Origin of the sequence: Micromonospora sp. NBS 11-29 (assembly GCF_002140155.1) — a bacterium.
Taxonomy (GTDB): Bacteria; Actinomycetota; Actinomycetes; order Mycobacteriales; family Micromonosporaceae; genus Micromonospora.
In genome coordinates this window covers 272,830-286,915 of sequence record NZ_NAPR01000006.1, presented here as the reverse complement: position 1 = coordinate 286,915, position 14,086 = coordinate 272,830, and the positions used below count along the sequence as shown (strand labels likewise).

Below are 14,086 nucleotides of genomic sequence, written 5' to 3'. Positions count from 1 at the left end.
GGCCGGAGCGAGGTGGCGGCCACCGGCGGCTCGCCGGGTCGCGCGGCCGGCCCGCCGGCCGAGGGCGACACGGACCCGGTGGCCCCGGTGGGCTCCCCGGCCCACGCTGCCGGGCCGGTGGCCGGTGGCGCGGGCCAGGCGGCCGAAGGCGGGGGCACCGGACCCGGGGCGGGCGGCGGGGCGGGCGCGCCGGTCCGGGACGCGGCGGCGCGCTCGTCGCGGTTGAGCAGCAACGCGCCGCAGATCAGGATCACCGCGCCGAGCAGGATGGCCCGGAAGCCGTCGGTGACGACGTACGCGAAGCCGACCGCGACCACGATGCCGAGCACGATCACGGTGACCGGCGACATGCTGGACCGGCCGCGGCCGAGCATCGACTCCACCGGCGAGGCGCTGTCCCCCTCGCCGGGGATGACCAGCCACGCGGCCACGTAGACGAGGATGCCGATGCCGCCGAAGAAGCCGAGCACGGCCAGGAGCACGCGCCAGAGCACCGGGTCGGTGTTCGTGGCCCGGCCGACGGCGGCGCAGACCCCGGCCAGGTAGCGGCCCTCCCGGGGGCGGACCAGCCCGTACCGGGTGGTGAAGCCGGCGGCGCCGGGCGGTGGCGCGTACCCACCGGGGGGTGGGCCGGCGAACGGCCCCCCGCCGCCGGGCGGCGGAGGCGCGTGGTCGGTGGGGGGTGCCGACCCCGGCGGGGGCGGCGGCGGATCGTCCTGTGCTGCCGCCCAGGGGCGGGGCGGACGGGCAGCGTCCTCGGTCATGCCTCCGATACTGCTGCCCCGGCCACCTGGGCGACCTCAGGATCAGACCCTGACCCCACCCTGAGATCCGCCGCCGCCGAATGTCCGGGGCGTCCCCGTGGTCCGGGGCCTTCCCGGCGTGTGACGATCGGTTCGTCGGCCGCCGCCGGCACCTCCGCGCCGACCTGGGAGTCTGAGATCAGCAGCACCGTCACGCCGCACCCCCCGCGCCTCTACCGGGCCACCGAGCACCGGTTGGCCGCCGGGGTGGCCGCCGGCATCGCCGACCACCTGGGCATCTCGGTGCTCCGGGTACGGGTGGCGTTCATGGTGCTGCTCGGGCTCAGCGGTCTCGGGCTGCTGCTCTACGCCGCGTTCTGGGCGGTGGTCCCGCCCCGGCCCGGTGACACCGCCGCCCCGCCCCGCCGTGACGTCGCCCAACTGCTCCCGTTCGTGGTGATCGGGCTGGGGGTGCTGCTGCTCCAGGTGGTCGCGTTCAACTCGGTCGGCGCCGCCGGCACCGCCGGTTGGCTGGTGGCGATCATCGCGGTCGGCGCCGGTGTCATCTGGCACCAGTCGACCCCGGAGCGGCGTCGGCAGTGGGGCGACTCCGCGGTGCCCTGGCTGGGCGCGGTGGTGGAGGAGAGCGACCGGCGGGCGTTCGTGCTGCGGTTCATCGGCGGCGGGGTGCTCGTCGCGGTCGGCATCATCGGCGTGGCCGCGGTCTACTCGCCGGCGCAGAACTTCGACGCGGTGCTCAACGGCGTCATCTTCGCGCTGGTCGGGCTGGCCGGCGTGGGTGTGGTGACCGGCCCGGTGCTCTGGCGCACCTGGAACCAGCTCCGTTCGGAGCGGGAGGGGCGCATCCGTGAGCAGGAGCGGGCCGAGCTGGCCGCCATGGTGCACGACCAGGTGCTGCACACGCTCGCCCTGATCCAACGCAACGCCAGCGACGTCAAGACCGTGCAGCGGCTGGCCCGGGGCCAGGAGCGTTCGCTGCGCAACTGGCTCTACAAGCCGACCGCCTCGCCCACCGAACGGTTCGCGGCCGCGCTTGAGCAGGCCGCCGCCGAGGTGGAGGACACGTTCGCGATCACGGTCGAGGCGGTGGTGGTCGGCGACCGGGAGACCGACGAGCGGGTCGGCGCGCTGGTCGCGGCCGCCCGGGAGGCCCTGGTCAACGCGGCCCGGCACGCCGGCGTGCGGACCGTGTCGCTCTACGCCGAGGTGGAGCCGGAGCAGGTCAGCGTCTTCGTCCGGGATCGGGGCAAGGGCTTCGACCCGGATACGGTGGAGAATCACCGGCACGGCGTCCGGGGCTCGATCGTCGGGCGGATGAAGCGGCACGGCGGCCGGGCGGAGATCCGGTCCGAGCCGGGGGAGGGGACCGAGGTCCGGCTGATCCTGCCGATCAGCGGCTCCGGCTCCACGGCGGAAAGGGACAGGTGACCATGTCCGAGCAGGAACCGGTCGAGGGTACGGCGCCGCGGGGGCCGCTGCGGGTGTTCCTCGTCGACGACCACGCCATGTTCCGGGCCGGCGTCCGCGCCGAGCTGGGTACGCGGGTCGAGGTCGTGGGCGAGGCCAGTTCGGTGGCCGAGGCGGTGACGAGGATCGCGACCATCGAGCCGGACGTGGTGCTGCTCGACGTGCACATGCCGGACGGCGGCGGCCGCGCCGTGCTGGAGGCGATGCGACGGACGCATCCGCAGGTGAAGTTCCTGGCGTTGAGCGTGTCCGACGCGGCCGAGGATGTGATCGGCCTGATCCGGGCCGGCGCCCGGGGGTACGTCACCAAGACGATCTCGCCGGAGGAGCTGACCGACGCGATCCGTCGGGTGGCCGACGGGGACGCCGTGTTCAGTCCACGACTGGCCGGGTTCGTGCTGGACGCGTTCGCGTCCCGGCCCGACGCGCCGGTCGCCGATCCGGAGCTGGACCAGCTCACCAACCGGGAGCGCGAGGTGCTGCGGCTGCTCGCCCGGGGGTACGCCTACAAGGAGATCGCCAAGGAGCTGTTCATCTCGATCAAGACGGTGGAGACGCACGTCTCCAACGTGCTGCGCAAGCTCCAGATGTCGAACCGGTACGAGCTGTCCCGCTGGGCCGCCGACCGTCGGCTCGTCTGACCTCCCGAAACCCTCCACCGCGCGGGCCGGCGGGGGTGCCCGCACAGGCGACGTCCGTATCCTCCGGACGGGCAGAAAACTTCGCCCGCCGGGTGCTCGTCGGCGATCGTCGACACCGACGCGGGGAAGCTCACACTGCCGGGCGTTCGGGGTGATCTCGACCGTTGCGGGTGCGTCTTCCCAGTTCAGGGCCGTGTGGTCGGCAGTGATTTGTGATCTTTTCTCAGGTATCGGCCATATGGCGGGCAACTAACGTCTTGATAACGGCACCTTCACGGAAAGGGCCGCCGGGTGTCACAGTTGCAGCACCTCACCCCCCGGTGTGAGGCACCTCGTCGGGCCCGCCGACCACGTGACGCCGCTACCCGCGCCGCCTCGTGGCCGTCACCCCTGCGCGGTGTCCTCGTCGAAGGGTGTGGCGCCCGGCGATCGGTACCCCAGGGGTGTCCCGATTTCCTCTGCGGTAAACCGGCGACCTGTGGTTCGGGTCGTCGGTGGTGTCACCCCCCACACGTGCGTGAAACCCACGACGGAACCAGGTTAGAAAGAGGAGGCCCCTCGGAATGAGAGTCTCGAAGCGGGCGAGCGGCGCGCTCGCGGTGGGCGCGGCTTTCGCGCTCGTCGCGTCCGGCTGCTCCAGCGGGAACAACGACGGTGGCGACGCCGGCGCCAGCAGTGACGGCGCGATCGTCATCGACGGCACCCAGCCGGAGAACCCCCTGGTTCCGGCGAACACCACCGAGACCGGTGGCGGCGCGATCATCGACTGGATGTGGAGCGGTCTGGTCGAGTACCCCAACAACGGTGGGGCGCCCCAGAACCTGGTCGCCGAGTCGATCGACACGACCGACTCCAAGGTCTTCAAGATCAAGATCAAGCAGAACACCAAGTTCCACGACGGCACCACCGTCAAGGCCGAGAGCTTCGTGAAGGCCTGGAACTGGGCGGCGTACGGCCCGAACGGCGCGCAGAACGCCTCGTTCTTCTCCGACATCCAGGGCTTCGACGACGTCTACACCGAGGACCCGGACGGCCCGGACGGCCCGAAGAAGGCCGCGGAGCCGAAGGCCAAGGAGATGTCCGGCCTCAAGGTCGTCGACGACTGGAACTTCGAGGTCACGCTCGCCGCGCCGACCGCCGTGTTCCCGACCAAGCTCGGCTACAGCGCCTTCATGCCGCTGCCGGACGCGTTCTTCTCCAGCACCCCGGCGGACTTCGGCAAGAAGCCGATCGGTAACGGCCCGGTCAGCCTTGTCTCCTGGCAGGACGACGTCGAGATCAAGCTCACGCGCTTCGACGACTACAGCCTGCGCGACAAGATGAAGATCAAGGACGTCACCGTCAAGATGTACCAGGACGACACGGCGGCCTACAACGATCTGCTCGCCGGCAACCTGGACTTCCAGCAGCAGGTCCCGGTCTCGTCGCTGGCCGGTGACAAGTGGAAGACCGACCTGGGCGAGCGGGCGATCCAGACGACGATCCNCTGCGCAAGGCGATCTCGCTGTCCATCGACCGGCAGGCCATCACCGACAAGATCTTCTTCGGTAACCGCAAGCCGGCCGACAGCTGGGCCAACCCGCTGACCCCGGGCGCCGAGCCGGGCAACTGCACCGCCTGCAAGTTCGACGTGGCGCAGGCCAAGCAGCTGCTCCAGGAGGCCGGTGGCTTCCAGGGCAAGCTGACCCTGTCGTACAACGCGGACGCCAGCCACAAGGAGTGGATGGAGGCCGTCGCCCAGCAGATCAAGACCAACCTGGGCATCGACGCGGTCGCCGTCGGCGTGCCGACCTTCGCGGTCTTCCGCGCCAACATCAACAACTACAAGATGACCGGCATGTACCGCGCCGGTTGGCAGCAGGACTACCCGGACGTGGAGAACTGGATCAACCCGCTCTACGTCACCGGCGGTTCCTCGAACGACGGCAAGTACAGCAACCCGCAGGTGGACGCCCTCGCCAAGGAGGCCGCCGCGGCCCCCAGCCTCGAGGAGGCCCACAAGAAGTACGCCGAGGCGGTCAAGCTGATCGACCAGGACGTGCCTTCGGTGCCGGTCTACTTCAGTGGTGAGCAGTCCGGCCACTCGGAGAAGATCAAGAAGCTGGAGCTGAGCAACGTCGGCGAGCTCGACATCACCTCGGTCGAACTCTGATCCGATCGGTCTGACCCCGGGTCGGGCTCGCCTACCGGTGAGCCCGACCCGGGGCCGTTCCGCGAGGGGGTGTACAACGAATCCCTCGCACGTTGTCGTCACCGCGTCGGGTGCCCGGCGCTCCCTGTCTGGAGGACCACCCCATGGGCCGTTATCTCTTGAGGCGGCTGCTGCAACTCGTGCCGGTGTTCATCGGCACGACGTTCCTGATCTACTGGCTCGTCTGGTCGGTGCCGGGTGACCCCTTCGCCGGCAAGTGCGGCGACCGTGGTTGTCCGCCGAACTACCGGGCCTTGATGACCGAGAAATACCATCTCGACGACTCGATCTGGGTGCAGTACGCCAGTTACATGAAGAACCTGCTCCATGGCGACTTCGGGATCACGTTCGGCGGTCGCGAGATCAGCGACATCATCGCCACGTCGTACCCGAACACCCTGAAGCTGGCGGTGGTCGCGCTCGCCATCGAGGCCGTGATCGGCCTCAGCGCGGGCATCCTGACCGGTCTGCGACGCAACGGTTTCCTGGACAACCTCGTCCTGATCTCGACTCTCTTCCTGATCGCCCTGCCGGTCTTCGTCATCGGCTTCGTGCTCCAGTGGGTGCTCGGCGTCAAGTGGGGCATCGTCAACCCGACCGTCTCCAACGAGATGCGGTTCAGTGAGCTGATCGTGCCCGGCTTCGTGCTCGGCAGCGCCTCGATGGCCTACATCGCCCGGGTGGCGCGGACGAGCATCGCCGAGAACCGGCGGGCCGACTACGTCCGCACCGCGATCGCCAAGGGCCTCCCGACGCGCCGGGTGGTCGGCGTGCACCTGCTGCGCAACTCGCTCATCCCGGTGGTCACGCTGCTCGGCACCGACCTCGGCGCGCTGATGGGTGGCGCGATCGTCACCGAGGGCATCTTCGGCATCAACGGCATCGGCCGGCAGGTGCTCCGCTCGATCGTCACCAAGGAGAGCGCTACCGTTGTCGGCATCGTGGTGGTGCTGGTGCTCGTCTACCTCGTGATGAACCTGGTGGTGGACCTGCTCTACGCCGCCCTCGACCCGAGGATTCGCTATGAGTGACCGCCGCAGCGAACGAATCGTCCCAGCAGTCTGCGCGGGTAACCACGCCCGCGCCGAGCGCAGCGAGGTGCGGGCATGAGTGACCCGAGTACCGCGTCGATCGTGTCGACGCCGCCCGCGACCATGCCCACCGAGGCCGGGTCCGGCGCGCCCACCAACGCCGGCCTGCCGGAGAGCGCCAAGCAGCAGAAGCCGCGTGGCCTGCTCGGGGACGCCTGGCTCGACCTGCGCCGTAAGCCGCTGTTCTGGATCTCGGTGGCGTTCATCCTGCTCTTCGTCGTGATGGCGGCCTTCCCGTGGCTGTTCACCTCCGGTGACGCGGTGAACGGCGCGCTGGAGCGCAGCCGGGTCGAGCCCTCCTCCAGCGCCTGGTTCGGCTACGACGTGCAAGGCCGCGACGTCTACTCCCGGGTCATCTACGGCGCCCGCGCCTCGATCCTGGTGGCCCTGGTCTCCACCATCCTGACGCTGGTGTTCGGTGGCGCGATGGGCATCATCGCCGGCTACCGCGGCGGTTGGGTGGACGCGGTGCTCTCCCGGATCGCGGACATCTTCTTCGGCCTGCCGTTCGTGCTCGGCTCGATCGTCATCCTGACCACGTTCAACGGGTCCGGCTCCGACAACGGTGAGTGGACGATCATGGGGCTGGTCATCCTGTCGCTGAGCGTGCTGAGCTGGCCGGTGGTGATGCGGCTGATGCGCTCCTCGGTGCTCGCGACCAAGGAGGCCGACTACATCGTCGCCGCCCGCGCGCTGGGCGCCGGCACCGGTCGGATCATCCTCAAGCACCTGCTGCCCAACTGCCTGGCGCCGCTGCTCGTCTACGGCACGATCATGGTGGGCTCGTTCATCGGCGCCGAGGCCACGCTCTCCTTCCTGGGCATCGGCCTGAAGAGCCCGGTGGTCTCCTGGGGCATCATGATCAGCGAGGCGCAGAACTACATCCGGGTCTCGCCGTTCCTGCTGTTCTTCCCCGCCGCGTTCCTCGTCACCGCCGTGCTGAGCTTCGTCATGCTCGGCGAGGCGGTCCGCGAGGCCCTCGACCCGAAGCTCCGATAGGGGAACTGAGTTGTCCGACATTCTCGTGTCCGAGCAGTCCGCGCCGGGCGCCGACGGATCCGGCCGCCCCTCGGGCCGCCTGCTCGAGGTCGACGACCTGCGGGTGGAGTTCCGTACCCGGGACGGCGTCGCCAAGGTCATCAACGGTGTGACGTACCACGTCGACGCGGGGGAGACCCTCGCCGTGCTCGGCGAGTCCGGCTCCGGCAAGAGCGTGACCGCGCAGACGATCATGGGCATCCTGGACACCCCGCCCGGTTTCGTCACCGGCGGCGAGGTCCGCTTCCACGGCAAGGACATGCTCAAGCAGTCCGCCGAGCAGCGGCGTCGGATCCGGGGCGAGGGCATCGCCATGATCTTCCAAGACTCGCTCTCGGCCCTCAACCCGGTTTTCACGGTCGGCTTCCAGATCGCCGAGCAGTTCCGCATCCGCCGCGGCATGAGCCGCGCGGACGCCAAGAAGCGCGCGATCGACATGCTCGACCAGGTCAAGATCCCCAACGCCAAGGGTCGGTTCAGCAACTACCNCTGGACCCCGAGGTGCTGATCGCCGACGAGCCGACCACCGCGCTGGACGTGACCGTGCAGGCCCAGATCATGGACCTGCTCGGCGAACTCCAGCGGGAGCGGCAGATGGGCATGATCCTGATCACCCACGACCTCGGCGTGGTCGCCGACGTCGCGGACCGGATCGCGGTCATGTACGCGGGCCGGATCGTCGAGGAGGCCGACGTCTACGAGTTGTACGCCAAGCCGGCGCACCCGTACACGCTCGGCCTGCTCAACTCGATCCCGCGGATGGACGAGAAGGGGCAGGAGCTCCGCACCATCAAGGGGCTTCCGCCGAACCTGATGAACATCCCGCCGGGCTGCGCCTTCAACCCGCGCTGCCCGATGGCGCAGCCGGTGTGTCGGGAGAAGGTCCCGCCGCTGTTGCAGCTGGGCAACGGGCGGGCCAGCGCCTGCCACTTCGCCGAGGAGCTCGTGAACCGTGACTGAGAACATCATCGAGGTTCGTGACCTGGTCAAGCACTACCCCGTGACCCGGGGAGTGGTGTTCAAGAAGACCATCGGTCACGTCAAGGCGGTCGACGGCGTCTCCTTCGACCTCAAGGCCGGCGAGACGCTCGGTGTGGTCGGCGAGTCCGGCTGCGGCAAGTCCACGCTCGCCCGGGTGCTGATGAACCTGGAGAAGCCGACCGCCGGCCAGGTGCTCTACAAGGGCCAGGACATCTCCAAGCTCTCCGGCGGCGCGCTGCGGCGGCTGCGCCGGCAGATCCAGCTGGTGATGCAGGACCCGTACACCTCGCTCAATCCGCGGATGACCGTCGGTGACCTGCTCGGCGAGCCGTTCGAGATCCACCCCGAGGTGGCGCCGCGCGGCAGCCGGCGCGGCAAGGTCAAGGAGCTGCTCGACCTGGTCGGTCTCAACCCGGAGCACATCAACCGCTACCCGCACCAGTTCTCCGGCGGTCAGCGGCAGCGCATCGGCATCGCCCGGGCGCTGGCCCTGCGACCCGAGGTGATCGTCTGCGACGAGCCGGTGTCGGCCCTGGACGTCTCCATCCAGGCGCAGGTGATGAACCTGCTGGAGAAGCTCCAGGGCGAGTTCGGCCTGTCGTACGTCTTCATCGCCCACGACCTGTCGGTCGTGCGTCACCTGTCCGACCGGGTCGCCGTCATGTACCTGGGCAAGATGGTGGAGGTCGGCACCGAGGACGAGATCTACGAGCGGCCGACCCACCCGTACACCCAGGCGCTGCTGTCGGCGGTGCCGGTGCCGGACCCGACCGTGCGGGACAGCAAGGCGATCATCCGACTCCAGGGTGACGTCCCCTCCCCGGTCAGCCCACCCTCGGGCTGCCGGTTCCGCACCCGGTGCTGGAAGGCGCAGGACGTCTGCGCCCAGGAGGTGCCGCTGCTGGAGATCCGGCCGGGCTCGGACCACCCGAGCGCCTGCCACTTCGCGGAGAAGCGGGAGATCGTGGTCACCCACGAGGTGGCCTGAGCCAGGGTGGACCGCCTGCCGGCGTCAGCGCGACGCCGGCAGGCGGTTCGTCGTCTCCGGCGCCCGTGCCGGGCGGGTCACAGCGGGCCGCGGCCGGCGCGCAGCAGCAGGAGCGCGAGCTGGGTGCCGTCGGCGCCGAGTTCGGCCCGGAACCGTTCCAGGATCTCCCGCTCACGGGAGAGCACCAGCCGGGTCCCGCCGGAGGCCATCCGGGTGACGCCGACCTCCTGGGAGAGCGCGGCCCGCTCCTGCCAGAGCGCGATGAGCGTGCGGTCGATCTCGTCGATCCGGCGTCGGATCTCCCCGATCCGCTCGGCGGCCGCCGAGTCGCCGGTGCCGGTCCGCGCCGCCGCCGCGTCGGTCGGATCGCCGCTGGACTCCACCACGTCAGTCATCATCGTCGTCCCTTTCGGGGCTGGGGCCCGTACCCGGATCCCGGGACGGAAAAGCCCCGGGCTCAGGGGAGCCCGGGGCTTTTCGCAGGTCTGGCGATCAGTCGCGACCCACGGCTGCCGGACTCCCGGTGCCGTAGTAAAAGGAGCGCTGACCGAACACGCCGTCGAGTATGCCGACCCGCGGGGCGGGCGCGCAAGGAAACCGGCCAACAGGTGGGACACGACGCCGGCTGCGGACCGGCCACGCGGGCGCGGAAGTGTCCGGCCGGCGGCATAGACTCGGGCTGCGATGCATCCTCTCTTCGACATTCCCGCGTCCCCGCCCGCGCCGGAGTCCCGGCCGACCCCGCCGCGTGGGGGCGGCCGGTCGGATCCGCAGGCCCTCCTCGACGGCCTGAACGGGCCCCAGCGGGACGCGGTGACCCACGCCGGCTCTCCGCTGCTGATCGTGGCCGGTGCCGGCTCGGGCAAGACCCGGGTGCTGACCAACCGGATCGCCTATCTCCTCGCCGCGCGGGACGTGCACCCCGGCGAGATCATCGCGATCACGTTCACCAACAAGGCCGCCGGCGAGATGAAGGAGCGGGTGGCCGCGCTGGTGGGTCCGCGCGCCCGGCTGATGTGGGTGTCGACGTTCCACTCGGCGTGCGTCCGCATCCTGCGGGCCGAGCACGAGCACGCCGGCCTGAAGTCGACCTTCTCCATCTACGATGCCGACGACTCCCGCCGGTTGATGCAACTGGTGGCCCGTGAGCTGGACCTGGATCCCAAGCGCTACCCCGCCCGGGGCCTGGCCGCCCAGGTGTCCAACCTGAAGAACGAGCTGGTCGACCCGGAGGAGTTCGCCGGCCGGGCCAAGGGCCCGAACGAGCGGGCCCTGGCCGAGGCCTACACGCTCTACCAGCGGCGGCTGCGCGAGGCGCACGCGCTGGACTTCGACGATCTGATCATGACGACGGTGCACCTGCTCCAGTCGCACCCGCATGTGGCGGAGAGCTACCGACGCCGGTTCCGGCACGTCCTGGTGGACGAATACCAGGACACCAACCACGCCCAGTACGTGCTGATCAAGGAGCTGGTCTCCGGCACCGAGGGCATCGCGCCGGCCGAGCTGTGCGTGGTCGGCGACGCCGACCAGTCCATCTACGCGTTCCGCGGCGCGACCATCCGCAACATCCTGGAGTTCGAGCGGGACTTCACGAACGCCCGCACCATCCTGCTGGAGCAGAACTACCGCTCCACCCAGACCATCCTGAACGCGGCCAACGCCGTCATCGACCGGAACACGTCCCGCAAGCCGAAGCGGCTGTGGAGCGACGCCGGCGCCGGTGAGCAGATCGTCGGGTACGTCGCCGACACCGAGCACGCCGAGGCGGACTGGGTGGCCCGGGAGATCGACCGGCTGGTCGACGACGGTGAGACGCGCCCCGGCGACGTGGCCGTCTTCTACCGCACCAACGCCATGTCGCGGGTGTTCGAGGAGGTCTTCATCCGGGTCGGCCTGCCCTACAAGGTGGTCGGCGGGGTGCGCTTCTACGAGCGCAAGGAGGTCCGCGACGCGCTCGCCTACCTGCGTGCCGTGGTCAACGACGACGACACGGTCAGCCTGCGCCGGGTCCTCAACACCCCCCGGCGGGGCATCGGTGAGCGGGCCGAGGCCTGCGTCGAGGCGCTCTCCACCCGGGACCGCATCTCCTTCGGTGCCGCGTTGCGACGGGCCCGGGAGGCGCCGGGGATCTCGACCCGGGCGGCCAACGGCATCGCCGAGTTCGTCGCGCTGCTCGACGCCGGGCGGGAGCTGGCCGCCACCGGCACCCCGGAGGAGGTGCTGGAGGCGCTGCTGACCCGCTCGGGCTACCTGGCCGAGTTGGAGGAGAGCCTCGACCCGCAGGACGCCGGCCGGGTGGACAACCTCCAGGAGCTGGTGAGCGTCGCCCGCGAGTACACCGAACGGGTCGAGGCGCTCGGCGCCGACGACGAGCGGGCCACACTGGCCGGTTTCCTGGAGCAGGTGGCGCTGGTCGCCGACGCCGACGCGATTCCCTCCGACGACCCCGACCACCAGGGCGTGGTCACCCTGATGACGCTGCACACGGCGAAGGGCCTGGAGTTCCCGGTGGTCTTCCTGACCGGCCTGGAGGACGGCGTCTTCCCGCACCTGCGCTCGCTCGGCGACACCCGCGAGCTGGAGGAGGAGCGGCGCCTGGCATACGTGGGGATCACCCGGGCCCGGCAGCGCCTCTACCTGTCCCGGGCGGTGACCCGGTCGGCGTGGGGCGCGCCGGCCTACAACCCGGCGTCGCGGTTCCTGGAGGAGCTGCCGCCGGAACTGGTCCGCTGGGAGCGCACCGAGGGGTCGTACACCTCGTGGGGTGGCGGTGGGGGCGGCGTCGGTGGTCGGGCGGACCGGTTGTCCGGCGGTGGCCGGGGCGGCTTCGCCGGTGGCACGCCCAGGGCGACCGAGCTGGCCAAGCGCCTCGGGGTGGACGCCAGCCGGCTGGCCACCGCGAGCGAGCTGAAGCAGGCGCCGAAGGTCTCGGCGGGCGACCGGGTCAACCACCAACGCTACGGCCTGGGCCGGGTGCTGGCGGTGGAGGGGGCCGGGCCGGGTGCGCGGGCCCAGATCGACTTCGGCGACCAGACCATGTGGCTGGTGCTGCGGCACGCGCCGATCGACAAGCTCTGAGCCCGGCCCCCCCGCCATGGCCGTCAGCAGGCCACGTCGATGCCCCGGGCGCGCAGGAACGGCGCCGGGTCGATCTGGTTCCACATGGCGCCCTGGTGCACCTCGAAGTGCAGGTGCGGGCCGGTGGAGTCGCCGGTCGAGCCCTCGTAGCCGATGACCTGCCCGGCCTTCACCGTGTCGCCGACGCCGACGAGCAGCCGGCTCTGGTGCGCGTAGTGGGTCAGGTAGCCGTTGTGGTGGTCGACGAAGACGGAGTTGCCGTAGCCGTCGCCCATGTCGCCGGCCTTGACCACGGTGCCGGCGGCGGCGGCCCGGATCGGTGTGCCGTCGGGCATGGCGAAGTCGATGCCGGCGTGCAACGTGCCCCACCGCTGCCCGTAGCAGGAGGTGATGTCGGCACCCGCCATCGGGATGACCCAGCTCGGCTTCGGCGCGGCCTTCTTCTTCACCGGCTTGGGCTTCGTCGTCTTCTTCGGCTTCGGGCTGCTCGCGCGTCGGCTCGGGGTGGGGCTCGGGGACGGGCTGGCCGGCATGGTGGACGGCGGGACCGGGACGACCGGCTCGCGGGCGGCGCGGTCTGCGCGGTCGGCGTCCGCGGCGCGGGCCCGGGCGTCGAGGTCGACGGCGGCCGGGGCCGGAGCGGGATCGCCGGTGGTGGCGACCACGACGCCGCCGAGACCGAGACCGACCAGGGCGACCGCGCCGGTGACCAGGTACGCGGCCCGCCGGCCGGTGCGTCGGTGTCGAACCGGGGAATGGTCGGGGGTGTTGCCGTTCGGGGTGGGACTGCTGTGTTGCACGGGAACCTTCACCAGTCGAGGGGCACGTGACCTCGAAATACTGGTGTCGGCCCAGGTCGGGCCGGGTATCGGGTTCGGGGGACCGCCGGGTGCCGCCGCCGCGCCGTGCCCGGGTTTGCCGTCGACTGGGCGGTTCACCCGAGAAGATGATCACCCGATGGAGTGGGCCCGCTCACATCCCCGGGTGTGACGCGGCAGACATCCCCGGACGCGAAACCGCCCGGATCGCGGGATCCGGGCGGTCATCGGGCGATACGGGGAGTCAGGACGGGACTACGTCGGCGTAGATCGCCTCGGTTTCGAGCTTGATGTCCACCCCGTGGTCCTGGAGGAACGGCACCGGGTCGCGCGGCTGGCCGTTGACATGCACCTCAAGGTGCAGGTGGGAGCCGTAGGAGTGGCCGGTGTTGCCGACCAGGCCGAGCTGGTCGCCGGCCTTCACCTCCTGGCCCTCCTTGACCGTGACGACGGAGGAGTGGCCGTAGATGGCCTCGCTGCCGTCGGAGTGCTTGACGATCACGGCGTAGCCGTAGCCGCCGAACCAGCCGGCCTTGGTGACCGTGCCGGCGTGGATCGCCTTGTAGGGCGTGCCCTCCGGCGCGACCAGGTCGATGCCGGTGTGCAGCTTGCCCCAGCGCATGCCGTAGGGCGCCTTGAAGTCGTAGCCGTGCAGGGGGAGGAGCCAGGGGTCCTGCTCGGTGGCGTCGGAGTCGGTCGACCGCTCGTCGCGGTTGGCCCGGTCGGCGCTGTCGGCCCGGGCTGCGGCGTCCTGGCCGGCGACCGACGCCTGCCGGAGCTCGTCGAGGACCGAGGGGCTGACGCTCTTGGCGTCGGGGAGGGCGTTCGCGCCGAGGGCGACGATGCCGGCGCCGACGAAGGCGGTGGTGACGACCGCCGCGTAGCGGCTCCGCGGGGGGGTGGGCACGCGGCGGCGGCCGCGATATCGATCGGGCTCAGACGACAGGCGCTGGCGCACGCACACCCTCCGTTGTCGGGGATCCGATGCGACCTCGGACCGTTCGGTGAAGCTCGGTCGAACGTCCG

The 14,086-nt window shown here is 70.7% G+C and carries 12 protein-coding genes and 1 pseudogene; 9 read left to right on the top strand and 4 right to left on the bottom strand.

Annotation, left to right across the window (positions count from 1 at the left end):
- A partial coding sequence (locus B1205_RS08985) for a PspC domain-containing protein (protein ID WP_254909806.1) occupies window positions 1-764 on the bottom strand: 764 nt, incomplete at its 3' end.
- Between the two features lie 177 nt (window positions 765-941).
- On the opposite strand from B1205_RS08985, the gene B1205_RS08980 reads away from it, so the two are divergent.
- The 8 genes and pseudogenes from B1205_RS08980 (at window position 942) to B1205_RS08950 (ending at window position 9,161) form a co-directional block, all read left to right on the top strand.
- Window positions 942-2,192 (top strand): ATP-binding protein, encoded by a 1,251-nt coding sequence (locus B1205_RS08980; protein ID WP_089155393.1) that lies wholly within the window; start codon window positions 942-944, stop codon window positions 2,190-2,192.
- A 2-nt stretch (window positions 2,193-2,194) separates the two neighbouring features.
- Window positions 2,195-2,872 carry a response regulator gene (locus B1205_RS08975; protein ID WP_089155392.1) on the top strand — a complete coding sequence of 226 codons (678 nt, stop codon included), beginning with the start codon at window positions 2,195-2,197 and terminating at the stop codon, window positions 2,870-2,872.
- A 563-nt stretch (window positions 2,873-3,435) separates the two neighbouring features.
- Window positions 3,436-4,458 carry a peptide ABC transporter substrate-binding protein gene (locus tag B1205_RS31105; protein ID WP_254909805.1) on the top strand — a complete coding sequence of 341 codons (1,023 nt, stop codon included), beginning with the start codon at window positions 3,436-3,438 and terminating at the stop codon, window positions 4,456-4,458.
- Entirely contained in the window at window positions 4,359-5,024 is a 666-nt protein-coding gene (locus tag B1205_RS31100) for a peptide ABC transporter substrate-binding protein (protein ID WP_254909828.1), read from the top strand. Before B1205_RS31105 ends, B1205_RS31100 begins: the two co-directional genes overlap by 100 nt.
- 143 nt (window positions 5,025-5,167) lie before the next feature.
- Window positions 5,168-6,094 carry an ABC transporter permease gene (locus tag B1205_RS08965; protein ID WP_089155181.1) on the top strand — a complete coding sequence of 309 codons (927 nt, stop codon included), beginning with the start codon at window positions 5,168-5,170 and terminating at the stop codon, window positions 6,092-6,094.
- A 75-nt stretch (window positions 6,095-6,169) separates the two neighbouring features.
- Complete coding sequence (locus tag B1205_RS08960; protein ID WP_089155180.1) at window positions 6,170-7,153, top strand: ABC transporter permease; 984 nt, start codon at window positions 6,170-6,172, stop codon at window positions 7,151-7,153.
- A 25-nt stretch (window positions 7,154-7,178) separates the two neighbouring features.
- Window positions 7,179-8,152 (top strand): annotated as a pseudogene (locus tag B1205_RS08955) (ABC transporter ATP-binding protein).
- Window positions 8,145-9,161, top strand: coding sequence for an ABC transporter ATP-binding protein (locus tag B1205_RS08950; RefSeq protein WP_089155179.1), 1,017 nt, complete (start codon window positions 8,145-8,147; stop codon window positions 9,159-9,161). Before B1205_RS08955 ends, B1205_RS08950 begins: the two are co-directional and overlap by 8 nt.
- A gap of 77 nt (window positions 9,162-9,238) precedes the next feature.
- On the opposite strand, the gene B1205_RS08945 is transcribed toward B1205_RS08950, so the two are convergent.
- Window positions 9,239-9,559: a chorismate mutase gene (locus B1205_RS08945; RefSeq protein ID WP_089155178.1), complete on the bottom strand. Its 321-nt coding sequence runs from the start codon at window positions 9,557-9,559 to the stop codon at window positions 9,239-9,241.
- Between the two features lie 286 nt (window positions 9,560-9,845).
- Here B1205_RS08945 and pcrA point away from each other — a divergent pair, with 286 nt between their 5' ends.
- On the top strand, window positions 9,846-12,242 hold the full coding sequence (gene pcrA / locus B1205_RS08940) for a DNA helicase PcrA (RefSeq protein WP_089155177.1): 2,397 nt from the start codon (window positions 9,846-9,848) through the stop codon (window positions 12,240-12,242).
- 23 nt (window positions 12,243-12,265) lie between these two features.
- Here the strand turns inward: pcrA and B1205_RS08935 are convergent, their stop codons facing one another.
- Both B1205_RS08935 and B1205_RS08930 read right to left on the bottom strand, forming a co-directional pair.
- On the bottom strand, window positions 12,266-13,042 hold the full coding sequence (locus B1205_RS08935; protein ID WP_441338459.1) for a M23 family metallopeptidase: 777 nt from the start codon (window positions 13,040-13,042) through the stop codon (window positions 12,266-12,268).
- Window positions 13,043-13,304: 262 nt separating this feature from the next.
- Window positions 13,305-14,018 (bottom strand): M23 family metallopeptidase, encoded by a 714-nt coding sequence (locus B1205_RS08930; protein WP_089155175.1) that lies wholly within the window; start codon window positions 14,016-14,018, stop codon window positions 13,305-13,307.
- Between the last annotated feature and the right edge of the window lie 68 nt (window positions 14,019-14,086).